We start from the raw sequence: 22124 nt of genomic DNA, 5'->3' as shown, positions 1-22124 counted from the left end.
GGCGCGGAGTTTACGTCACTGCATGGCGGCGAGCAATTGCTTCGCGTTGTAGCGGACGAGCGACAAATAGTCCGGCGCCGGGCCGGTGGGATCGGACAAGGCATCGGCATAGAGTTCGCCGCCCACGCGAATCCCGGATTCCTGGGCTACCGTCTCCGCGAGCCGCGGGTCGCTCATGTTCTCCAGGAAGATCGCGGACAGATGCCCGTCCCGCGCCTGGCGCACGATCTTCGCGAGATCCTCCGCGGACGCCTCCGCTTCGGTGCTGACACCCTGGACGGAGATGAATTCGATGCCGTAGGCCCGGCCGAAATACTGGAAGGCATCGTGCGAGGTGAGGACGCGCCGGCGTTCCTGCGGGATGGCCGCGAAATCGGCCTTCAGCTGCGCATCGAGCGCCGCGATCTCGGCGCTCAGTTTGTCGGCATTGAGCTTGAAATCAGCGGCATGGGCCGGTGCGGCTTCGGACAGGCCCTTCGCAATGTTGGTGACATAGACCAGCGCGTTGGAAAGGTTCTGAAAGGCGTGCGGATCTGTGCCGCCGTGATCGTGATGCTCCTCGTGGGCTTCCTCGCCCTCATGCTCTTCCTCTTCGCCTTCATGCTCTTCGGCACCCGCGAGTGGCGTAATGCCCTCGGTGGCGACCAGCAGCTTGCCTTTGAAGCCGGACGATTCTTCCAGGCGATGCAGCCACGGCTCGAACCCGAGGCCGTTGGCGATCAGGACGCTGGCCTTGCCGAGCGCGGCGGATTCCTTCGGGCCCGGCTGGAACACGTGCGCATCGCCATTCGGGCCCACCAGGGTCAGGACCTGGACGTGATCGCCGCCGATTCGCTGGGTGAGGTCGCCCAGAATGGAAAAGGTCGCCACCACAGCCAGCTTCTCTTGCGACCAGGCCACACCCGGAACAGCCGCCATCATGGCCAGCAATCCGGCCACCCACACCAAACGACGCATTCTGCGCTCCATTAAGAATGTTATAACGTAACAATACACAGGCGAAGAACCGGCGCAAGAGGCTTCGCCTCCTCTAGAGCTGGACGTCCTGCCAGGCGGACTTGTCCGGCCGGCCGCCGACGAACTTCCAGATCGGACGCCGGGTGGCGAATTGCGGCGCCGGTAGCGCGATCAGCGATGAAGAGACGGTGCCGAAGCCGGTATTGGAGACGATGTTCATGGCGTCGAAGACAGTGCCGGCGGGATCGTGGCTGCGATCGCACAGCAGCGCCTGCCAGTCCTGCCAATCGCCGGTATCGGGATCCGGAGTCTTCGCATCCTTCCAGCGCGGCAGATACCAGCGGATGCGCTTGCTGTTGAGATCGTTGCGGTCCGACGCGGTGACCATGGAGAGGCCCGGCGGCAGCGTCTCCACCTCGACCTGCATGCCGAGATTGCGCACCCAGTAGGCGTCGCGGTTGTCACACACGACCATGTTGAAAGGGCGAAAGGCGTGCGCATCGAGCTGACGCAGCGTCTCCACCGCGTCGGCGGCATCGGGAAAATCCAGCGCATCGAGCACGAGCTCGCCGCGGCTGCGTTTGCCCGGCTGCGGGCCGAGCGTGTTGCGGCGGTTGAGCACGCCTGCCACCACACCCGCATCATTGATGCCGAGCCACGACCCGCCTGCGAGATCGTCGCGTCCGGCCACGACATCGTTCCTGTCGGGCCAATGGCGCGCAGGCGGCGACCAGGGGCGATCGGCCATTTCGTCGCGGTTGCTGGCCCACAGCAAAGGCCAGTTGTGGCCGGGCCGGTAGAGCACTATGACGGAGCACATGAGCGGTGCGGTTAACCTTGACGGGGACCTGCCCCGCGACCATCTTAGGCCTTACGTCCAGCAAGGGGCTAGTATCAATGACCACGTTCGACGAGCGCGAGAGCACCTTCGAAACAAAGTTCAAGCACGACAAGGAACTGCAGTTCCGCGTGAATGCCCGCCGCAACAAGCTCCTGGGCTTGTGGGCGGCGAACCTGCTCGGCATCCACGGCGCCGACGCTGAGACCTACGCCAAGGAAGTGATCAAGTCCGATTTCGCCACGCCCGGCGATCACGACGTCCTGCACAAGGTGCTGACCGACTTCCAGGCCAAGAAAGTCGAAATGAGCGAGCACCGCCTGCGCAAGCAGATGGACGATCTGATGAAGATCGCCACCGACCAGATCCGGACGGAAGTGAAAGAGGGATAGGCGCTCGTCACGCTCCTCCTTCCGCTGCCGACTACCCTCTAACCGTCATCACCGGGCCGACACGAAGTGTCGAGACCCGGTGATCCAGGTTTGCACACGGCCACACGATGATATTTGGATCACCGGATCTCGCCGCTGCGCGGCGGCCCGGTGATGACGGGGTAGATTAGAGCTGCCGCCCTGCCCGCATCGCCGCCCAGATCTCGCCCAAGGCCGCGCGGTAGCCGGGCGCGGTCGTCCGCAACTTCGTGCGGACCAGTGCGTTTGCCTGGGGCAGCGCGTGAAACGGGATCGAAGGCCAGGCGTGGTGCTCGGCGTGGAAGGGCATGTTCCAGGCCAGAAAGCGCACGAGCCCGTTGGTATAGGTGGTGCGCGAATTCTCCAGCATGTCGCGACTGCGCGGACATCCGGAATGCTCAGCCAGCAGATAGAGCCGCAAGACCGGCTGGCCTAGCAGAGCCGGGATCACCCAGTACCACAGCAGCACCGTGCTGCCCGCGGCGATAGAGCCCACCAGCGCAATGGCATAGATCGCCAGCACCCAACGCGCTTCCAGGATGACGCTGCGGCGCACGCGGTCGGTTGCGTAGAACGGCTCGCGCAGGATGCCGGCGGCGTGCAACGCCAATCCGCGAAATCCCGCGATCCAGTACGGCATGCCGGAAACGCACCACAAGAACTGTCGCGCGTTGGCCGGCTTCGGGATGCCGAGCTCGGGATCGGTCGCTTCCTGCGTGAAGCGATGATGCGCGAAATGGAAGGCGCGGAAGAACTCTCGCGGCAGGACCAGCAGCACACCGATGACGAACGCCACTCCATCGTTCAGCGCGCGATTGTGGAATGCCGTGCGGTGAATGGTTTCGTGCAAGGGCGCGAACAGGAAGGTCAGTGCGACGCCGTGCGCGAACATTGCCGGCCATAGCCAGATCGTGCCGAAGCTGCGATGGACGAGCGTGCCGGTCACCACGAGCAGCGCGACGTGCCCGGCGAGCTGGAGCAGCCCGGGCGCGTCGCGGCGCTCGGACAGGCGCTTCAATTCCGTCCGCCCGATCACTTCCGTGGCAATGTGAGCCCAATCATTCATGGCACAATCGGCAATCGCCAGATCTCGATCTGCTCCGTCTCCACAAAGCCCATGTGCAGATAGAAACCGTGCGCATGCTCGTTCTGTTTCACGACCGTCAGATGCAGAGGTCCTGGTCCCAGCATACGGCGCACCTCGTCCAGCGCAAGGCGGCCGAGCCCCCTGCCCCGCATCTCGGACGCACAGCAGATCAGGTGCAGATAGCGGTTTGCCAGTTTGCAGCGGATCATCGCTTGCGCTTGCCCCTGCGCATCCAGCAGCAGCTTGGTGCCATCCGCGGTGGTGCGCATGGAGGCCAGCGCCTCGGCCTCCGGCGGCACATAAACGCCGGGCATCGGTCCCATGCCACAATTGAGCAGCGAAATATAAGCCGGCTCGCGGTCCGGTGTGACCAGGGCCCAGCGCCAGCCTTCCGGCAGCGGGCGGTCAGGCCCCCAATTGCAATCCGCATGGGTAAGCTCGAGATCGACGAACTGCGGATGAGCGCCCTCCCGTGCCAGCAAATCCCGCACGTTCGACCAGTGGGCGCTCAAGGCCAGATCGATGGACGGGATCCCGAGTTCGCGGGCCGTTCGGCGCAGACGTTCGACGACGATGGGAAATGTCGTCGCGTCGATCTTCTCGACATCGCCGCCGATCCACTCGAACGGCTTCGCGCCGTCGACGATGGTCAGGCGGTCCATGATGATCCCGACCAGCCCGACATCGCGCGCATCGACGATACGATGGGCATCGGTCGTGAAGATGCCGAGGAAGCGCTCGAGATCGATGCCGGCGACAGGGTGCGACCGACAGTAGGCAAATGCCTCCTCGATGGTAATCGACGGTGCTCTATTGACCCACGACGCGCTATGCGAAGACTCGGGCAAAAATCGTATCCACATGCTTGGTGTGATAAGCGAGATCGAAGCATTCCTCGATCTCGGCGGGCTTCAGGCGCGCGGTCACGTCAGGATCGGCCTTGAGCTCGGCCAGGAAGTCCTTGCCTTCCAGCCACACTTTCATCGCGTTGCGCTGAACCAACTTGTAGGAATCCTCGCGGCTGACTCCCGCTTGCGTGAGAGCCAGCAGCACGCGCTGAGAATGGACCAGGCCGCCATAGGTCTCGACATTCTTTGCCATGGCCTCGGGATAGACGATCAGCTTATCGATCACGCCGGCGAGGCGCACCAGGGCAAAGTCAAGCGCAATGGTCGCGTCCGGGCCGAACACGCGCTCGACGGCGGAGTGCGAGATATCGCGCTCATGCCAGAGCGCGACGTTCTCCAGCGCGGGCGTGACCGCTGCGCGCACGATGCGCGCAAGGCCAGTCAGATTCTCCGTGAGCACCGGATTGCGCTTGTGCGGCATGGCTGAAGAGCCCTTCTGGCCCGGCGAGAAATATTCCTCCGCCTCGCGCATCTCGGAGCGCTGCAGATGCCGGATCTCGATCGCCAGGTTCTCGATCGAGGAGGCGATGACGCCGAGCGTCGCGAAGAACATCGCGTGCCGATCGCGCGGGATGATCTGGGTGGAGACCGGCTCGATCTTCAGGCCGAGCTTGGCGGCGACATGCGCCTCGACCTTGGGATCGATGTTGGCGAAGGTGCCGACCGCGCCGGAGATGGCGCAGGTCGCGACCTCGTCGCGCGCAGCGATGAGGCGCCGCTTGGCACGGTCGAAGGCGGCGTAGTGGCCCGCGAGCTTGAGGCCGAAGGTCGTCGGCTCGGCATGGATGCCGTGGCTGCGGCCGATGGTCGGCGTCATCTTGTGCTCGAGCGCGCGCCTCTTCAGGGCCGCGAGGATGAGATCCAGATCCTTCAGCAGCAGGTCCGATGCCTGCTTCAGCTGCACCGCGAGACAGGTGTCCAGCACGTCGGAGGAGGTCATGCCCTGATGCACGAAGCGCGCGGAAGGGCCTACATGCTCCGCAAGGTTGGTGAGGAAGGCGATCACATCGTGCTTGGTCTCGCGCTCGATCTCGTCGATGCGTGCGATCTCCCATTTGCCCTTGGCCCAGACTTCCTTGGCCGCTTCCTTTGGGATTACGCCCAGTTCCGCCTGCGCATCGCAGGCATGGGCCTCTATCTCGAACCAGATACGGAACCGGTTCTCCGGCTCCCAGATCTTGGCCATTTCAGGACGGGAATAGCGGGGAATCATCGGCGGCGACCTCAGTGGATGGATTGTCGGCGCTAAACGAACCGGCAGCCCTGCCCTTGTCAACCGGAATCCAGACCTAGCCTACCATTCCGCGCGAGTTGCACCGCTGGAGGCGCGTCGCTAGGTTTGCGGCGAAAGATCTGGGAGAGCCACATGGCAGAGACGAAAACCGCGGCGAAGGTCGCTCACTTCCGCAAGTCGGAGATGAGTTTCGCCGCGTTCGGCGGACCGCCGGGCACGGCGACCATTGCACGGCTGGTCGGGCCGGAGATGAGCAAGAGCATGGGTGCGGGCGTCGCAACCTTCGATGGCTGCTCGATCGATTGGACCGTGCTGTACGACGAGGTGATCGTGGTGCTGGAAGGCACGTTCCGGTTAGTCGCTGGCAGCGAGACCTATTCCTGCGCGCCGGGTGACGTGATCTGGATCCCGGAAAACACGTCGATCAAGTACGAGGGCGACAAGGCGACGGTGTTCTACGCGCTGCATCCGGTCGACTGGCGGCAGAAGCACGGACTGGCGTGAGGCACTGACGTGGCAGCACCGGGATTCTCGCACCTCTTCTCCCCCATCCGCATCCGCGGTTTGGAGATCAAGAACCGCATCCTCTCCACCGGCCACGACACGACGCTCATCACCGGCGGCGTGCCGAATGATGCGCTGATCGCCTATCACGAAGCGCGCGCCAAAGGCGGCGCGGGCCTGATCGTGGTGCAGGCCGCCGGCATCCACGAGACCGCGAAATATACGTCGCATGTGCTGATGGCCTCGGAAGAGAGCGTTCCCGGCTATCGCCGCCTGGCCGAAACCGTGCACAAGCACGGCTGCAAGATCTTTGGGCAATTGTTCCATCCGGGCCGCGAAATCATGGAAAGCCAGGATGGCAGCGCGCCGGTCGCCTATGCACCGTCGGCCGTTCCGAACGAGCGCTTCCACGTGATGCCGAGGCCGATGTCGAAGGCGTTGATCGCCGAGGTGATCGAAGGCTACGGCATTTCGGCTCGGCGGCTGCGCGGCGCGGGTCTCGATGGTTTGGAGATCGTCGCGAGCCATGGCTATCTCCCGGCGCAGTTCCTCAATCCGCGCATCAACCAGCGCGAGGATGAATATGGCGGGCCTTTCGAGAACCGGCTGCGCTTCCTGCGCGAAGTCATCCAGGCGGTGCGCGCGCATGTCGACGAAGACACGATCGTTGGCTTGCGCATCAGCGGCGATGAAAAGGATCCGGACGGATTGCAAGAGTCGGAAAGCCTGCAGGCGATCGTCGCGCTCGATGGGCTGCTCGATTATGTGAACGTCATCGCCGGCTCATCCGCCGGCTTCGGCAGCGCTGTTCACATCGCGCCGCCAATGGCGATCGCCAATGCCTATGTCGCGCCGTTCGCGGCGGCGGTGAAGTCCAAGGTCAAGGCGGCGGTGTTCGTCGCCGGCCGCATCAACCAGCCGCAGGACGCCGAGAAGGTGATCGCCTCCGGCCAGGCCGACATGGTCGGCATGACCCGCGCGATGATCTGCGATCCCGAGATGGCGGGGAAAGCCGAGGTCGGACGGCTGGACGACATCCGTGCCTGCATCGGCTGCAACCAGGCCTGCATCGGGCACTTCCATCTCGGCTATCCCATCTCCTGCATTCAGCACCCGGAGACCGGGCGCGAGCTCGCCTACGGCACGCTCAAGCCGGCTGCACGCAAGAAGAAGATCATCATTGCCGGCGGAGGGCCGGGCGGCATGAAAGCCGCGGCCATCGCAGCCGAGCGCGGCCACGACATCACGCTCTACGAGGCGAGCGAACGCCTCGGCGGTCAGGCGCTGCTGGCGCAGATGCTGCCTGGCCGCGCGGAGTTCGGCGGCATCGTCACCAACCTGTCGCGCGAAATGCAGCTGGCTGGGGCGTGCGTTGCGCTGCGCACCAAAGTGACGCGCGCCCTTGTAGACGCGGAAGAGCCCGACGCGGTGATCATCGCCACAGGTGCCAAGCCGCGCGCGGCGGAGATCGAGGGAGTCGAGACTGGGCATGTCGTCAATGCCTGGCAGGTGATCCGGAACGAGGCCAATGTCGGCCAGTCCGTCGTGATCGCTGATTGGCGCTGTGACTGGATCGGTATGGGTGTCGCGGAGATGCTGGCACGGCAGGGCTGCCGCGTACGGCTCTGTGTCGACGGCTACATGGCGGGCCAGCGCATCCACCAATATGTCCGCGACCATTGGGTCGGACAGCTGCACAAGCTCGGCGTCGAGATCGTGCCCTACGCCCGCATCTACGGCGTCGACGGCAACACTGTCTATTTCCAGCACGCGACCAGCGGCGAGCCCCTCATCTTCGAGGAGGTTGATACGCTGGTCGCCTCGCTCGGCCACCATCGCGTGGCCGAGCTGGAAGATGAGCTCGCCGGCTGGCGCGGAGAGGTGCACGTGATCGGAGACGCTCAGACACCGCGGACGGCGGAAGAAGCTGTGCTGGAAGGGCTCAAGGTCGCCGCCGAGCTATGACGCGCGACACACTGCCGCCATTGATTAGGCTGGCTGAGGAAGGCGCGCGATGACCTTGATCTCGAAATCGAAGCCCGCCAGCCAGTTCACACCCACCGCGGTCCAGTTCGGGTAGGGCGGGTCACCGATCGCTCTAAGGCGAACGGCGGCAAACGTCTCCCACTGCGTGCGTGGGTCGGTGTGGAACGTGGTTACGTCGACGACGTCGTCGAACGTGCAACCGGCCGCTTTCAGCACGGCCGCGAGATTGTCGAAGGCAAGCTGGACCTGCTTTTCGAAGACCGGCTCGGGCGACCCGTCTTCGCGGCTGCCGACCTGGCCCGAGACGAACAGAAAGTCGCCCGAGCGGATCGCCGCCGAATAGCGGTTCATCTCGTAGAGCGCCTGCCGGCCGGCGGGGAAAATCGCATCGCGTTTAGCCATCGTTACACTCCTGATTTCGAGGGGTGGAAATTCGCCGCCGCGCGGCGCACCTCCATGCCGAACTCCTGGTGGCGGCGCAGGGCATAGGCCGGCTCGATGAGGCTGTCGGGGAAATAGAGGCCCGGCTCGACTTTCTCTCCACCGGCAAGGCCAAGCAGGCGCTCCACAGCGATCGCGACGGACAGAGCGGTGACGGGCGCCTGCCCGCCAGGATGGAACAGGTCGTAGCGCGCGCTCCCCGCCTTGCCGTTCTTCAGCCGGCCCTTCAGCTCGATGATAATCTCGGTGGAGAAAGGCTCGCCGCGCTTTCGCGTTGCGGATTCGCCGTAGACCAGGTCGAAGCGGATCGACTTGGCGTCGGTGGCGGTTGCGAGGCTCAGCACGTCGAGCGGCGTGTAGGTGTTCGCTTCCCGCACCGCGCCTTCGCGATCCTTCACTTGGCGCGTCGCTTCCGCGCCGTTGATCCAGCGCCATTTGCCGTCCTTGAGAATCAGCGGGCTCGGCGCGGCTTGGGTCAGCCGCTCGAAGTCGGCGGCCGCCGCCGGTCCACCCATGTCCTGTTCATCGAACACCGCGGCCAGCTCGATTGACTCAAGTGACTCAAACTCCCGCGCGAATTCCAGCGTCGGCAGAGTTGCGGCGCCGACCAGCCACTGGCTGCCCATCAGGATGGGTGCGCTCCTTGGGGCGCGAATATGAAGTGCCATCTCCGGCCCTACTTCGAAGACGCCGGACGAAATGCCGATATAGGGGATCTTCTTGGCCTGGGCGTGTTTCAAGCCGTTGAGCGTGTCGTCCTTCGCGAACATCACAACCGCGCTGAAGCGCTGGTCGGATAGGCCGAGATCAGCTTCGGCGACATCGACCTTGACGGCTTCGGCATTGCCAACGTCGCCCGCCGTCTTTTTCGCGCGCTCCAGATTGCGGCCACCGATCGCGATGGGAAGTTCGGGATGAAGCCGGCGCAACGTCTGCGCCGCCTGCGAGCCGACGATGCCCGATCCGCCGACGATGAGGACTGGGTAGTGCTTGCTGGTAGGCATTGCCATTCTCCATTACCGTTGGTAAGTTACTAATGGTAAGTGAGCGGTCGGTTTTCAACCGTCGCCTTTCGTGGAATTTTTTGGAGATGGAGAAATCCGCGCGCCGGCGCAAAACACCGGCGAAGAAGCTACCCAAGGCCGAACGCCGCCAGCAGCTCCTTGCGACGGCGCATGAGATTGTGCGCGATGAGGGTACCGACGCGCTAACGCTCGGCTACCTGGCTGAGCGCGCTGGCGTAACCAAGCCGATTGCTTATGAGCATTTCAAAACGCGCGCCGGGCTTCTGGTCGCGCTCTATCAAGAGATAGACGACCGGCAGGTCGCCTCGCTCATGAATGCGCTGAAGCGCACCAAGCCGCGGTTGAGCAATGTCGCGCGCGTGCTCGCCAAGGCATTCATCGATTGCTATTGCGCCATCGGGCCGGAGTGGCATGCTGTCTCCGCCGCCCTCAAGGGCGACGAACAGATGGAAAGGTTCCATCAATCGCTGATCGATCGCTATGTGACGATCTACTGCGGGGCCTTCGCGCCCCATACGAAGCTGCCGACGGAGGAACTGCGCCTGCGGTGCCTTGCCATTATCGGCGCCGGCGACGCGATTACCGGGGAAGTTGGCCGTGGCCGCGTGAGCGCCGCGAAGGCAGAAGAGGCTTTTGCCGCCCTCATCGTCGCCTCGCTGTCGGACTCAAAGTAACGGCCGCACTGTGGGGTGCGGCCGTCGAGGTCGGGGAGGATTGGAGGGCTACTCGGTCGAACTAACGTGCTTGGTCAAAGTCTGCGGCCAGAAGCTCGGCCGATGAAATCGGTGTAGCGGTCGTGAAGGCGATCTTGGGCCAATCGGCCAGAGCGCTGGTGTCCCAATCGTCGGCTTCGGGCGATCCGGCCTCCAACAGGCCGGCGAGAGATTGGCTGAGTCCGATGCCGTCGATCATGTGGTGCGCTCCTTCACACCCCCAAAGCGCGGCGATCCCGATGGACCGCCTTTCCCGCATGACGTGACCGTGACGTCAAAACCTTTAATTTTCGTTAAAATGCAGCCAAATTTGGCTCTATTGCAGTTTTTCGACATACCAGCGCGGGAAGTGCCATGGCCCTGGATCAAGAGGGATTGCCGGCGAGATCCCTGCTTCTGCTAGCCACTGCTTTGCTCTTATTCGGTATCGGCAGTGGCCTCGTCGGCTACATGGCGGGTGAACGGCACAGCGAGCAGCACGCTGCCGCGGCCATTCATGCATTCGGCGTTCGCTGGGATTCGGATCGCGGTGACGCACAAGTCCGCTTCGACGAAGCGATCGGCGACGCGGCGGAACGGCTGGAAAAGGCAGCCGCCAATCTCCGGGCGCGGGTGTCGATCTATCATGGCTGCGGCGCCATCTGTGGCGCGATCGCCAAGCAGTTCGGTGACGAATTGCTGCGGGCCCGCGATGTGATCAGCAAAGTCGAGCTGACGCCTCTACCGAACTGGCGGGACGTCTTGCAAGAAAGCGCCGTCCCGCTCGCACAAGACGCTTTGCCGAGCACCGGCCAGCTGACCGGCGCCTATTCGAGCTCGACCGTCATCGTGGCGATCGGCTTGCTGTGCGCCACGGTCGCGCTGTGCTTCGGACTCGCGTGCTTCACGCTTCTCAAGCTGCGTGGTGCCGGAACCGAAGCGGTATAAAGCGCGACGCTACTCTGCCTGCGGTGCGTAAGACGCTGCGGACGCCACGGCGATGCTCGCCCGCCTGGCCGCCGCTCGGCGCGACCATTCCACGACCTTGCTCTCGCGTTTGGCAGGACGGCGGCGCAAGCCGGTGCCGGGGTGCGACAGCGTCACTTTCTGAATGACCGCCTGTTGCCAGTCGATGCCGTATTCCTTGGCCCAACGGTGATTCTTTTGCGCGGCGCCTATGTCGCATGGCTGCGGCATGGCTTTCTTGATGTCGAAGATGACGGCGCAGACCTCTCTTGCTCCTGCCGCGGCGCGGTCGATGGCATGTTGCATCGACGTCGCCCGTCCGGTCACGCCAACAAAGTCGGGAAGTACTGCCACCCAGCCGCCAGAAGGATGCTGGAGCGTCACAACCAAATAGTCGACCATCCTGCCCTCCGATAGCGCGTACAGCGCGTCTTATCAGCCGAATTGCCAGTTCGGCCCTGCCTTCCCCCCGACGTGAAGAATTTCGCTCCCTTAACGGGCAGCGCTCACCCGCTGCCCATGATGCGGCCTATGTCGTCAGCGATCCGCTGCCAATGCACCACGGCGCGCCGCAGCTCTTCATATTGTTGGACCGACGGCGATCTATGAGCATGACCGGCGGTCTGTATGTCTTTGCCGATGCGAATGATATCGATACGCGCGCTCCCTTCAAGTTCCATCGCGCGCATCAGACCGTCAATGTTCTTCGCATTCATTTCGGTCCTCTTGCGTCTCAGCGAAAATCCAACGCGTCGACCATCCAGGACCCGATACAGCCGCCGCCACACCCGTGGCAGAACGCGTTCTTTCCGCCGGCGACAATAATGCAAAGCCTATCACGAAGTTCCCGACAGATCGCGCATTTCTTGCTGAAGTAACGTTTGACACACGCGCTTTCTGGTCTCGCGCGCGCATATCTCTGTACCGCTGTGACATTGCGCTTCATATGTCACAGGAAAGTTTTCGTGAAAATGGTCAGCGACCGATCGATGCAGTGGCCGAGAGTTATGATTTGGCCGCGCTGCTCATTTCGGCGGCAGCCCTTGCGCGCAGCAGCCGCCATTCGCACCAGGCGACTCCGCCGACGACCAGCGCGCCACCTGTGATCTGCGCCAGCGTCGGCGCCTGCCCGCCGATTGCGAGCAGCGCAACGGCGACGATCGGCACAAGATTTGTGTAGAGCGAGGCAATAACCAGATTGGTCTTGGCGACACCGAAATTCCACAGCAGGAGGCCGACGACCACCGAGCCCGCGATCATCCAGATGAAAATACCGAGGTCCCAGCTTCGCGGCATGGATGGCGTTTGGTGCGCCCAGCCCAGTTCGCGGGCGAGGAAGTAGCCGACGATCAAGGGGACGGCGCCGTGCGCCATGGTGTTCGCGGCCTTGCGCAGCTGCGACCAGCCGCTCAGCCAGCGGTGAACGGCGATGGAATACCAAGCCCACAGGCCGGAGGCGATCAAGACCAGCACCTCGCCGCCGCGCAGCTCGAGGCTGAGATCGTCGCCCGACCAATCGATGCTCGCCAGCGCACAGCCGATGACTGCCAGAATCACCGCGGGCGCCAAGCGCCGGTCGAACGGAATGCGGAAAACCAGGCCGCCGACGAACGCGGCGATCACCGGATTGGCCGCGCTCAACACGGCGGCGATGATGGGGTTCGCATGCGCGACGCCGATTGTATAGATGAATGCGAAGGCGCCGAGACCGAACCAGCCGGGCACCAGCGCGCGCCAGATGGCCGGCCGCACGGCGGGACGTGCGAACCCCTCCGCCGTCCAGAGAGCGACATAGAGCAGAGGCACGCCTCCCACATAGCGCACCGCTCCCAGGAAAAACGGATCCCAGGTCTGCGCCAGATGGGCGATGACCGGGATCATGGTGCCCCAGGCGCAGGCCACCGCGACCAGTGCTAGGTTACCGAGCTTGCGCTGGTCCACCGTGGCTACCGCAATACCGAATCAAGGAGACGGCGGAGGAGCCCGGGTGCGGCGGGACCTCCCAGTTCATCCAGGGCCTGGTTGACGGCAGCAAGATCGATCTGCGCCAGTGGCTGACCCGCAACACCTCTCGCGGGCATTGAGATCGTCTCCACCTCCATCCACGCATTCATGACGTTCACGGTGCGCCTGCGCTTGGTCTGCAGCACGAGCAGCCGCGGCCGGCAGGCTCAGCCATGTGAGCAGGCGCGTACAAACGAAGGCCCGCCGCGACGAACGGCGGGCCTTCTTGCATTCATTGCTGTGGCCGTTAGCGCGAGTAGAACTCGACCACCAGGTGCGGTTCCATGGTCACCGGATAGGGCACGTCCGCGAGTTGCGGGATGCGAACCAGCCTGGCCGTCATCTTCCTGTGGTCGACCTCGATGTAATCCGGCACGTCGCGCTCACCCATCTGGGTGGCGCCGAGGACGATGGTCAAATCCTTGGACTTGTCCTTCACCTCGACAACATCGCCTTCCTTCAGCTGGTAGGAGCCGATGTTGACGCGCTTGCCGTTGACCTTGACGTGGCCGTGATTGATGAACTGGCGGGCAGCGAACACGGTCGGCACGAACTTGGCGCGATAGACCACGCTCTCAAGCCGGCGCTCGAGCAGGCCGATCATGTTCTCCGACGTGTCGCCGCGGCGGCGCGAAGCTTCCTGATACATGCGGCGGAACTGGCGCTCGCCGATATTGCCGTAGTAGCCCTTCAGGCGCTGCTTGGCCATCAGCTGCAGGCCGAAGTCGGTCGGCTTCTTGCGGCGCTGACCGTGCTGGCCGGGACCATATTCGCGATCGTTGATGGGGCTCTTGGGACGGCCCCAGAGATTGACGCCCAGACGGCGGTCAATCTTGTGCTTGGCGCTGATGCGCTTTGACATGGTGGTTTCCTTTCTCGCTGCGTGCGATGTTGTTGTTATCCCGGCTGTCCGCTCCGCCCTTTCAGGGCGGCGGCTGGACAGGTTCTTAACGACCCTGCCCGGCTCGGGAGCGCGCGGACTATAGTGGCAAAAGCCTGCAAGTCAAGAAAACGGCGGCGATGCCCTTGCCTTACGCTGGCATCCCTTGGCTTGGTAAAGTATTTCCTTTAATATCAATGTATTATATAATAATTTTCACATGAATTGCCAGCCCTTTGAGGGATCGGCTAGTCTCAGCAGGGCGAGTGCAGAGCCCCAAAACGGGGACTGCCGGCGCCCCACCATCAAGCGGTTATCATGAAATACCTGGAAGAATGGCTCGACGAACGGAAGGTCGATGAGGTCGAGTGCCTTGTCCCTGACATGAACGGCATCCCGCGCGGCAAGATCCTGCCGGCGCAGAAATTCACCAAGAGCGTGCGTGAGTACGGATTGCGCCTGCCGGAGAGCATCTTCCTCCAGACCGTGACCGGCGAGTATCCCGATCTGGACGAGGACGATATCGGCTCTGACGAGGATCCGGACATCTATCTGCGCCCGGACCCGGACACCATCCGCATGGTGCCATGGTACACCGACCCGACCGCGCAGGTGATCCACGATGCCTACAACGCCGACGATACGCCCGTGCAGCATTCGTCGCGCTATGTGCTGAAGAAGGTGCTGGAGCTCTATGATGAAAAGGGCTGGAAGCCGATCGTGGCGCCCGAACTCGAATTCTATCTCGTCAGCGTCAACACCGACCCGGACCTCCCGCTGGTGCCGCCAACAGGCCGCTCCGGACGACCGGAGACCGGCAGTCAGGCGTACGGCATCGATGCCACCAACGAGTTCGACCAGATCTTCGAGGATGTCTACGAGTTCTGCGAACAGTCCGAGATCGACGTCGACACGCTGACGCATGAATCCGGCGCGGCGCAGATGGAGATCAACTTCAACCACGGCAATCCGCTGGAGCTCGCCGATCAGGCGTTCCTGTTCAAGCGCACCGTCCGCCAGGCGGCCATGAAGCACAGTGTCTATGCGACCTTCATGGCGAAGCCGCTGGCCAACCAGCCGGGCAGTTCCATGCACATCCACCAGTCTGTGGTTGAAAAGCGCACCGGCAAGAACCTATTCGCCGACAGCAAGGGGCGCGACACCGCCCTCTTCCGCACTCACGTCGCCGGCCTTCAGCGCTATCTGCCGCAGGTCGTGCCGATGCTGGCACCCAACATCAATTCGTACCGCCGTCTGCGCCCGCGCTTCGATGCGCCGATCAACGTGCAATGGGGCATCGACAACCGCTCCTGCGGTTTGCGCGTGCCGATCTCCAACGCCTCCAGCCGGCGCATCGAGAACCGCCTGGCAGGTGCCGACGCGAATCCGTACCTGGCGATCGCTGCATCGCTGCTATGCGGCTATATCGGCATGACGGAGCGGCTGAAGCCGACCAACCAGATCGAGGGCAGCGCCTATCGCATGGCGCACACGCTGCCCAAGACGGCGCACGAAGCCTTGTCGAAGTTCCTGGCCTGCAAGCCGGTGAAGGCGCTGCTCGGCGAGAAGTTCGTGAAGGCGCTCTACATCGTGAAGATGGCGGAGCTGGAAGCCTATCAGAACGTCATCAGCTCGTGGGAGCGCGAGCATCTGTTGTTGAACGTGTAAGCGGCTGATAGACTGTCATCATGTGGATGAGGACCGATCCGTTGGCTTTGTTGAGCGCCGGCCGGCATCACGGCCCGGCCAGCCGGCGGTCCCTGCGCGCCGAGATCCTGATCCTGACTGCGCGTATCAATTTCAATCCCTGATCAGGCATTGAGCGAAAGAGGCCGGCATACGTCGATGAGATGCCGGTTCAGTCTGTCCGTTTCAATGCGAGGATCATCATGACCGTCTTACCGAAGCGCAATTCGACCGCCGCGTGGCAGGCGCAGGATCGCCGCCATGTGCATCCCTTCACCGATCACGCCGACCTGCACCGGCATGGCAGCCGCGTCATCACCAGGGCCGAGGGTACCTATCTCTGGGATTCCGAAGGCAACCAGCTGCTGGATGCCTTCGCCGGCCTGTGGTGCGTGAACGTCGGCTATGGCCGCAAGTCGATTGCCGAGGCCGCGTATAGGCAGCTGCAGGAGCTGCCCTACTACAACACCTTCTTCAAGACTACGCACCCCGCCGTTGCGGAGCTGAGCGAGATCCTGGTCGGCTTGACGCCAAAGCAGTTCAATCATGTCTTCTATGGCCTCAGCGGCTCCGACGCCAACGACACGATCGTGCGCATGGTGCGGACGTATTGGAACCTTCAGAAGAAGCCGAACAAGAAGACCATCATCAGCCGCATCTACGCCTATCACGGCTCGACCATGGCCTCCGCCTCGCTCGGCGGCATGAACTACATGCACGAGCTCGCGGACCTGCCGCTGCCCGGATTCGTGCATGTGCGCAGGCCATACTGGTATGCCGAAGGCGGCGATCTGTCGCCGGAGGAATTCGGCAAACTCTGCGCCAAGGCGATCGAAGACAAGATCCTCGAGCTTGGGCCTGACAATGTCGGTGCCTTCATCGGCGAGCCGATCATGGGTGCGGGCGGCGTCGTCATCCCGCCATCGACCTATTGGCCGGCGGTGCAGGACATCTGCAAGAAATACGATCTGCTGCTGATCGCCGACGAGGTGATCTGCGGGTTCGGGCGCACCGGCCACTGGTTCGGCTCGGAGCATTTCGGCATCGACAGCGCCGATTTCATGACCCTGGCGAAGGGCTTGAGCTCCGGCTACTTGCCGATCTCGGCAGTCATGATCTCCGATCGCGTGGCGGAGGTGCTCTCCAGCGGCGTCGATTTCAATCACGGCTACACCTACTCCGGCCACCCGGCGGCGTGTGCGGTCGCGATCGAGAACATTCGCATCCTCGAGGACGAGAAGCTGGTCGAGCGCGTGCACGATGAGACCGGCCCCTATCTCGCCAAGCGGCTGCGGGAGCTGCTCGACCATCCGCTGGTGGGCGAGGTGCGCAATGTCGGCCTGATGGGCGCGATCGAGCTCGTGAAGGACAAGAAGACGCGCAAGACCTTCGAGCCGGTCGGTGAGGTCGGCACCCTGTGCCGCGACCACTGCTTCGCCAACGGCCTCGTTATGCGCGCGACCAAGGACACGATGATGATCTCCCCGCCCCTCACCTGGACCAAGGAGAACGTCGACGAGTTCATGCGCCTGGCAACCATCGCGCTCGACCTCACGGCGAAGGACGTGGGGAAGAAGTAGAAACGAGATCGAATCTCAACACATTCGTCATGGCAAGGCCCTCGGCCTTGCCATGACGGCGTTGAGGTGACAGTGGAGTTCTATTTCCCCGCCGTGATGCGGTACGCGCAGCGCCTCGCGCCGGCGAGGATGTGTTCTTCGCGTTCGACCTTGGCGTCGGAGCCTAGCGTATCGCGGAACAGGTTGAGCTCCGAACGGCAGAAGCCTTGGCACGCCTTGGCGGCTACGCAGATCGGGCAGTGGTTCTCGATCAGCAGCAAAGATCCGTCCGGCTGGCGCTTCACCTCCGCCATGTAGCCTTCTTCGGCGCGCTGCTCGGCCAATAGCTTGGCGCGCTCCGCGAGCGAGCGACCCGGCCGCAAACGCTCGGCATAGAGTCGGCGCGTCACCTTCTCGCGCTCGGCGATCACGCGTTCTAGTCCCTCCGGACCAAACACCGCGCTGATCGCCTGGATGACGTCGACGGTCATGGCCGCGTGGGAATCCGGGAAGCGGGCGTTGCCGGCTTCGCTGAGCGACCAGACACGCTTCGGACGACCGACACCTTCCCGCCGATCTTCGAACGTCACAAGCCCCTTGTCCAATAGACGACCGAGCTGTTGGCGAGCGGCCACCACGGTCACCTTGAGGCGACGCGCAAGCGCGTCGGCGCTCTGCGGACCGGCGGATTTGAGGGCGTAGAGAACGCGCGTGGCGCCTTTATCTTCCATGCCGAGACCCTAACACGGCCTCGCACATAAAGAAATATCTTGCTTTCCTTATTAGGAGAATATAGAAACATACACGCATTCTAATTGCGAGGCTGCGATGCGGTTCTTTCCCTTGCTGGTACGGAAGGATCAGTTCCGCGTCGGATTGCAGTCGCTCCTGGCTGGCTTGTTCCCGATACTCACAAGATATGACGACGTTCGCAACCTGCCGCCCTATCTGCTGCGCGACATCGGCCTCAGCGAACGCCGCGACCCGGACTGGGATCGGCTGCTAACATAGTCTCAGTTGATAGGAAGAAGCCCGTGTCGGATCGCCCGCTCAACCTCGCCATCATCATCGGCAGCACCCGCGAAGGCCGCTTCGGCGACACCGTCGGTCGCTGGTTCGCGAAACAGGCGGCGGCCCATGGCGGCTTCTCCGTCGACCTCATCGATCTCATCGACATCCAGCTGCCACCGAGCCATCGCGCCAAACCGACACCCGAGGTCGATGCCTTCCGCGCACGTCTCGCAGCGGCCGATGCATTCGTGATCGTGACGCCGGAATACAACCACTCCTATCCCGCTTCGCTGAAGCACGCGATCGACCAGGGCTATGTCGAATGGATGGCGAAGCCGGTCGGGTTCGTATCCTACGGCGGAACGGTCGGCGGCGTGCGCGCCATCGAGCATCTACGCCATGTCTTCGCCGAGTTGCATGCGGCAACCATTCGCGACTATCTGTGCTTTATCAATGCGCGGCGCCAGTTCAATGCCGACGGCAATCCGATCGATCCGGAGGGACCAGGGAGTGCTGCAAAGACCATGCTGGACCGGCTTGCCTGGTGGGCCGACGCGCTGCGCGCTGCGCGGGATTCCCGGCCCTACATCAAACGCTAGAGGAGACAACTCTGTCTTGAGTGCACGCGCGCTCTGTGGTCGAGTGGGCGCTCTTCCCGGACCGAGTCGGTCCATCGCCGGCCCCTTTTCATGACCCAATCGACTGCGCAGGCAACCATCGGATGGCGGGATCTGCTGCTGGGACCCCGGCGGGCGGCCGTCTGGACCATTTGCCTGGGTGTCTCCCTGCACGCCTTCAACTGGTTCGTGGTCAATACGATCACGCCATCCGCCGTCCTGGAGCTGGGCGGCGCAGAGCTGCTGAGCTGGGTCACCGCGTTCTTCCTCGTCTTCTCGATTGTCGGCTCATCCGGTGCGGCGTTCCTGAAAGGCCGGCTTGGATTGCGCGCCGTGCTGATCGGCTCGTCCCTGCTCGCGATCGCCGGCAGCCTGATCATCGCGGTCGCACCGAACATGGAAGTGCTGCTCGTCGGTCGGATCGTGCAGGGCTTCGCGGAAGGCATCATCATGGCGCTCTGCTATGTGATCGCCGCGGATGCCGTGGGCGAAGATGCCCTACCCCCTCTGTTCGGTCTGCTGGCGGCCGTGTGGGCACTGGCAACCGTGGGCGGGCCGATCCTGGGAGGTGCATTGGCGCACCTCTGGTCGTGGCGGATCGCGGCCGCTTCCCTCGCGCCGCTCGCCATCATATTTCTTGTGCTTGCTCTGATCGTCCTGCCGGCCCGGCCGAAGGCGGACGGCGGCAAGGGTTGGCCGCTTCTGCGCCTCATCTTCCTGACCGGCGGCAGTCTGGCCATCTGTGTCGCCAGCAAATCCGAGACGCCGCTGCTGGCAGCTGCGATCGTGCTCGCTGGGCTGGTCGCTCTATGGATCGGCCTACGCATCGACCGGCACGCACGCTCGCCGCTGTTTCCCGCGCGGCTGCTGTCGGCGCGGCCAGCGAGCTCCCTCGGCCTGTGGATCATCGGGCTGATGCCGCTGGCCGAGGCCAGCGTGTTCCTGTTCATCCCTTACGTCGGCCAGGTGCATCTGGGGCTCAACGTCATGCATGCGGGGCAGATGGCGTCGATCGTGGCACTCGCCTGGTCGTTCAGTGCGATGCTGGTTGCACGCCTGGCGGAGAAGCAGGCGACACGCCTCATCGTTCTCGGCCCTGCCGTGCTGACGTTCGGTATGTTCATGCTGGCGTGGGCGGTGAATGCCGAGACCCTGCTTGGCACCGCCATCGCGCTCGCTGCGTGCGGGATCGGCTTCGGCATCAGCAACGGCTTCATCTGCCAGCGCACGATCGGCACGAGTGGCAATGCCGAGCGTGACGTGACCTCCGGCGCGATCCCCACTTTCGAAGGCCTGGGCGCCGCCTTGGGTGCGGCCTTCTCCGGCATCATTGCGATCGGTGCAGGTTTTCCCGAACTCGATTCCAGCACGCGGCCAATCGTCTGGTCATTCGTGATCGGCGGATTGCTCGGCCTGCCGGCGATCCTCGCCGCCATTCGCTTTGCGCGGCAGACCTCTTCTGTGTCCCTGGAGACGCAGCCCGCCGAATAGATTGTCTCGTTACAAAGACCATCACAGCTATGCGCGCTCGACAACGCCCCATGTCGGACGGCGCCCTATCACGCATGCTGAACTGTCACTAGCATGGTTGCCGAGAGCACGCGTGTTCCGGGGGTGCCTAAGTCGTGTCGCGTAGAGCTTCGATCTTTGTCCTCAGCATCGGCGCTTTGTCGATGATCCTGACCTTCGGCATCCGCCAGACCTTCGGCCTATTTTTGCCGCCGATTCATGCGGAGCTGGGCTGGAGCATTGCCGGGCTGTCCTTTGCCTGGGCGATCCAGAATCTGCTGTGGGGCGCGTTCCAGCCGATCGCCGGCGCCATCGCCGATACGAGAGGTCCCACCTGGGTCGCCTTCTTCGGCGGCGTCGCTTACGTCGCCGGCCTCTGGCTGATGAGCGAGGCGCACTCGCCGCTGAGCTACGGCATCGGCAGCGGTGTGCTGGTCGGCATCGGGCTTGCCTGCAGCGGCATGTCGGTGGTGTTAGGCGCCGTCATGCGCGCGTCGCCGCCGGAGAAGCGCGGCCTTTATGGCGGCATTGTCACCGCCGGCGGCTCGGTCGGGCAGCTGATATTCATGCCGGCGACGCAAGCGATGATCGCGAAGTGGGACTGGCAGCCGACGCTGCAGATCCTGACCGTCATCGGCATCGCCATCGCGCTCTGCGCCTTTGCGCTGCCGCGCGAGCATAAGCAGGCTGCCGCACCGACCGACAAGCCCGGCGCGACCTCGATCGGCGAGGCGTTGCGCACCGCCTTTGAGGATCGCTCCTATATCCTGCTCGTGTCGGGTTTCTTCGTTTGCGGCTTTCATCTCGCCTTCATCGGGTTCCATCTGCCGCAATTCGCCGCTTTGTGCGGATTGTCGCCGACCGCGGCCTCGGATTCACTGGCGCTGGTGGGCGGGTTCAATGCTGCCGGCTGCATCCTGATCGGCGTAATGATGAAAAGGATGCAGTCGAAGTATCTGCTGAGCTGGATCTACTTCCTGCGCTCGGTGGCGATCGCCGCCTTCTTCCTGCTGCCAATCACCGAGGTTTCGATTCGCGTTTTCGGCGCGGCGATGGGGTTGCTCTGGCTCTCGACCGTGCCGCCGACCAGCGGACTGGTGGCGCGGCTGTTCGGCACGCGCTATCTTACCATGCTGTTCGGCATTGCTTTCTTCAGCCACCAGGTCGGCGCCTTCATCGGCGCCTATTGGGCGGGCTGGTTGTTCGAGACGCAGGGAAATTATGACGCGGTCTGGTGGGTCTCCATTGCGCTCGGCGTTCTGGCCGCCATCGTCCATCTGCCGATCCGCGAGCGCGCGCCGGTTCCGGCGATCGCCTGAGGTTCCGTGATCGTTCCCGATGCTGCCGAGCTGCGCGAGGCGCTGCCGCGGAACCAGCGGCTGCTGGGACTCGACGTGGGCGAGAAGACGATCGGGCTGGCGCTGAGCGATCCCGCGCTCAGCGTGGCCTCGCCCATCACCACCATCAAGCGCACCAAGTTCACGGCCGACGCCAACGCCCTGTTCAAGCTGGCAGCGGAGCGCGGCGTCGGCGGATTGGTGATCGGCCTGCCGCTGAACATGGACGGCAGCGAAGGCCCACGCTGCCAGTCGGTACGACAATTCGCCGCCAATCTACTGAAACTGAAAGATTTGCCGATCCTGTTCTGGGATGAGCGCCTCTCCACCATGGCGGTGGAGCGCGCGATGATCGCCCACGACGTCACCCGCGCGAAGCGGGATAAGGTGGTGGACCAGGCGGCGGCCGCCTTCATCCTGCAAGGCGTGCTCGACTCTCTCGGCAGAAAAGCTTCAAGCAACTGAAACGAATC

26 protein-coding genes are annotated in these 22124 nt (G+C 63.4%); 13 read left to right on the top strand and 13 right to left on the bottom strand.

What is annotated here, in order from left to right:
* Nucleotides 1–15: 15 nt before the first annotated feature.
* Nucleotides 16–957, bottom strand: coding sequence for a metal ABC transporter solute-binding protein, Zn/Mn family (locus DTX69_RS14665; RefSeq protein ID WP_119302357.1), 942 nt, complete (start codon nt 955–957; stop codon nt 16–18).
* 73 nt (nt 958–1030) lie between these two features.
* Nucleotides 1031–1777, bottom strand: a complete 747-nt coding sequence (locus DTX69_RS14660) for an NRDE family protein (RefSeq protein ID WP_119302280.1) — start codon at nt 1775–1777, stop codon at nt 1031–1033.
* A gap of 77 nt (nt 1778–1854) precedes the next feature.
* Between DTX69_RS14660 and DTX69_RS14655 the strand changes: the two genes are divergently transcribed.
* Complete coding sequence (locus tag DTX69_RS14655; protein WP_119302279.1) at nt 1855–2187, top strand: DUF1476 domain-containing protein; 333 nt, start codon at nt 1855–1857, stop codon at nt 2185–2187.
* Between the two features lie 166 nt (nt 2188–2353).
* On the opposite strand, the gene DTX69_RS14650 is transcribed toward DTX69_RS14655, so the two are convergent.
* From DTX69_RS14650 to purB, 3 genes are read right to left on the bottom strand one after another with little or no spacing between them, the layout of a single operon-like run.
* Nucleotides 2354–3271: a fatty acid desaturase gene (locus tag DTX69_RS14650; RefSeq protein WP_119302278.1), complete on the bottom strand. Its 918-nt coding sequence runs from the start codon at nt 3269–3271 to the stop codon at nt 2354–2356.
* The gene (locus DTX69_RS14645) at nt 3268–4140 is read right to left on the bottom strand and encodes a GNAT family N-acetyltransferase (protein ID WP_162917183.1); all 873 of its coding nucleotides are present in this window, start codon (nt 4138–4140) and stop codon (nt 3268–3270) included. The genes DTX69_RS14650 and DTX69_RS14645 overlap by 4 nt, the downstream gene beginning before the upstream one ends.
* On the bottom strand, nt 4121–5413 hold the full coding sequence (purB, locus tag DTX69_RS14640) for an adenylosuccinate lyase (protein WP_119302276.1): 1293 nt from the start codon (nt 5411–5413) through the stop codon (nt 4121–4123). The genes DTX69_RS14645 and purB overlap by 20 nt, the downstream gene beginning before the upstream one ends.
* 153 nt (nt 5414–5566) lie before the next feature.
* On the opposite strand from purB, the gene DTX69_RS14635 reads away from it, so the two are divergent.
* Both DTX69_RS14635 and DTX69_RS14630 read left to right on the top strand, forming a co-directional pair.
* Nucleotides 5567–5938, top strand: a complete 372-nt coding sequence (locus DTX69_RS14635) for a cupin domain-containing protein (protein WP_119302275.1) — start codon at nt 5567–5569, stop codon at nt 5936–5938.
* Between the two features lie 9 nt (nt 5939–5947).
* Nucleotides 5948–7903, top strand: coding sequence for an oxidoreductase (locus tag DTX69_RS14630; protein ID WP_119302274.1), 1956 nt, complete (start codon nt 5948–5950; stop codon nt 7901–7903).
* Nucleotides 7904–7927: 24 nt separating this feature from the next.
* Here DTX69_RS14630 and DTX69_RS14625 read toward each other — a convergent pair whose 3' ends face one another.
* Together DTX69_RS14625 and DTX69_RS14620 are read right to left on the bottom strand one after the other, a co-directional pair.
* On the bottom strand, nt 7928–8326 hold the full coding sequence (locus DTX69_RS14625; protein WP_119302273.1) for a RidA family protein: 399 nt from the start codon (nt 8324–8326) through the stop codon (nt 7928–7930).
* A gap of 2 nt (nt 8327–8328) precedes the next feature.
* On the bottom strand, nt 8329–9369 hold the full coding sequence (locus DTX69_RS14620) for an NAD(P)-dependent oxidoreductase (protein WP_119302272.1): 1041 nt from the start codon (nt 9367–9369) through the stop codon (nt 8329–8331).
* Between DTX69_RS14620 and DTX69_RS14615 the strand changes: the two genes are divergently transcribed.
* Nucleotides 9369–10064: a TetR/AcrR family transcriptional regulator gene (locus tag DTX69_RS14615; RefSeq protein ID WP_284735774.1), complete on the top strand. Its 696-nt coding sequence runs from the start codon at nt 9369–9371 to the stop codon at nt 10062–10064. The two genes, DTX69_RS14620 and DTX69_RS14615, sit on opposite strands and share 1 nt — an antisense overlap.
* A 61-nt stretch (nt 10065–10125) precedes the next feature.
* Here DTX69_RS14615 and DTX69_RS30140 read toward each other — a convergent pair whose 3' ends face one another.
* The gene (locus tag DTX69_RS30140) at nt 10126–10302 is read right to left on the bottom strand and encodes a hypothetical protein (protein ID WP_162917182.1); all 177 of its coding nucleotides are present in this window, start codon (nt 10300–10302) and stop codon (nt 10126–10128) included.
* Between the two features lie 155 nt (nt 10303–10457).
* Here DTX69_RS30140 and DTX69_RS14610 point away from each other — a divergent pair, with 155 nt between their 5' ends.
* The gene (locus tag DTX69_RS14610) at nt 10458–11030 is read left to right on the top strand and encodes a hypothetical protein (protein WP_162917181.1); all 573 of its coding nucleotides are present in this window, start codon (nt 10458–10460) and stop codon (nt 11028–11030) included.
* Between the two features lie 9 nt (nt 11031–11039).
* Here DTX69_RS14610 and DTX69_RS14605 read toward each other — a convergent pair whose 3' ends face one another.
* From DTX69_RS14605 to rpsD, 4 genes are all read right to left on the bottom strand, one after another.
* Nucleotides 11040–11450, bottom strand: coding sequence for a hypothetical protein (locus DTX69_RS14605; RefSeq protein ID WP_119302269.1), 411 nt, complete (start codon nt 11448–11450; stop codon nt 11040–11042).
* A gap of 104 nt (nt 11451–11554) precedes the next feature.
* On the bottom strand, nt 11555–11764 hold the full coding sequence (locus DTX69_RS14600; protein WP_119302268.1) for a hypothetical protein: 210 nt from the start codon (nt 11762–11764) through the stop codon (nt 11555–11557).
* A gap of 289 nt (nt 11765–12053) precedes the next feature.
* On the bottom strand, nt 12054–12989 hold the full coding sequence (locus DTX69_RS14595) for a DMT family transporter (RefSeq protein WP_119302267.1): 936 nt from the start codon (nt 12987–12989) through the stop codon (nt 12054–12056).
* A 310-nt stretch (nt 12990–13299) separates the two neighbouring features.
* Nucleotides 13300–13914, bottom strand: a complete 615-nt coding sequence (rpsD, locus tag DTX69_RS14585; protein ID WP_119302265.1) for a 30S ribosomal protein S4 — start codon at nt 13912–13914, stop codon at nt 13300–13302.
* A 336-nt stretch (nt 13915–14250) separates the two neighbouring features.
* On the opposite strand from rpsD, the gene DTX69_RS14580 reads away from it, so the two are divergent.
* From DTX69_RS14580 to DTX69_RS14575, 3 genes are all read left to right on the top strand, one after another.
* Nucleotides 14251–15600: a glutamine synthetase family protein gene (locus DTX69_RS14580; protein WP_119302264.1), complete on the top strand. Its 1350-nt coding sequence runs from the start codon at nt 14251–14253 to the stop codon at nt 15598–15600.
* A gap of 20 nt (nt 15601–15620) precedes the next feature.
* Complete coding sequence (locus tag DTX69_RS30650) at nt 15621–15743, top strand: hypothetical protein (protein WP_284735773.1); 123 nt, start codon at nt 15621–15623, stop codon at nt 15741–15743.
* 78 nt (nt 15744–15821) lie between these two features.
* Nucleotides 15822–17198: an aspartate aminotransferase family protein gene (locus DTX69_RS14575; RefSeq protein WP_119302356.1), complete on the top strand. Its 1377-nt coding sequence runs from the start codon at nt 15822–15824 to the stop codon at nt 17196–17198.
* An 80-nt stretch (nt 17199–17278) separates the two neighbouring features.
* Here DTX69_RS14575 and DTX69_RS14570 read toward each other — a convergent pair whose 3' ends face one another.
* Nucleotides 17279–17908 (bottom strand): helix-turn-helix transcriptional regulator, encoded by a 630-nt coding sequence (locus tag DTX69_RS14570; RefSeq protein ID WP_119302263.1) that lies wholly within the window; start codon nt 17906–17908, stop codon nt 17279–17281.
* Between the two features lie 97 nt (nt 17909–18005).
* On the opposite strand from DTX69_RS14570, the gene DTX69_RS14565 reads away from it, so the two are divergent.
* The 5 genes from DTX69_RS14565 (at nt 18006) to ruvX (ending at nt 22116) form a co-directional block, all read left to right on the top strand.
* Nucleotides 18006–18188 (top strand): hypothetical protein, encoded by a 183-nt coding sequence (locus tag DTX69_RS14565; RefSeq protein WP_119302262.1) that lies wholly within the window; start codon nt 18006–18008, stop codon nt 18186–18188.
* A 23-nt stretch (nt 18189–18211) separates the two neighbouring features.
* Nucleotides 18212–18787, top strand: coding sequence for an NADPH-dependent FMN reductase (locus tag DTX69_RS14560; RefSeq protein ID WP_119302261.1), 576 nt, complete (start codon nt 18212–18214; stop codon nt 18785–18787).
* A 90-nt stretch (nt 18788–18877) separates the two neighbouring features.
* Nucleotides 18878–20296, top strand: a complete 1419-nt coding sequence (locus tag DTX69_RS14555) for an MFS transporter (protein WP_119302260.1) — start codon at nt 18878–18880, stop codon at nt 20294–20296.
* A gap of 134 nt (nt 20297–20430) precedes the next feature.
* Nucleotides 20431–21633 carry an MFS transporter gene (locus DTX69_RS14550; RefSeq protein WP_162917180.1) on the top strand — a complete coding sequence of 401 codons (1203 nt, stop codon included), beginning with the start codon at nt 20431–20433 and terminating at the stop codon, nt 21631–21633.
* Between the two features lie 6 nt (nt 21634–21639).
* Nucleotides 21640–22116: a Holliday junction resolvase RuvX gene (gene ruvX, locus DTX69_RS14545; RefSeq protein WP_284735772.1), complete on the top strand. Its 477-nt coding sequence runs from the start codon at nt 21640–21642 to the stop codon at nt 22114–22116.
* Nucleotides 22117–22124: the final 8 nt, after the last annotated feature.

Origin of the sequence: Dongia deserti (genome assembly GCF_003574735.1) — a bacterium.
GTDB classification, from domain to species: domain Bacteria; phylum Pseudomonadota; class Alphaproteobacteria; order Dongiales; family Dongiaceae; genus Dongia_A; species Dongia_A deserti.
This window is presented reverse-complemented; position numbering and strand designations above follow the sequence as displayed.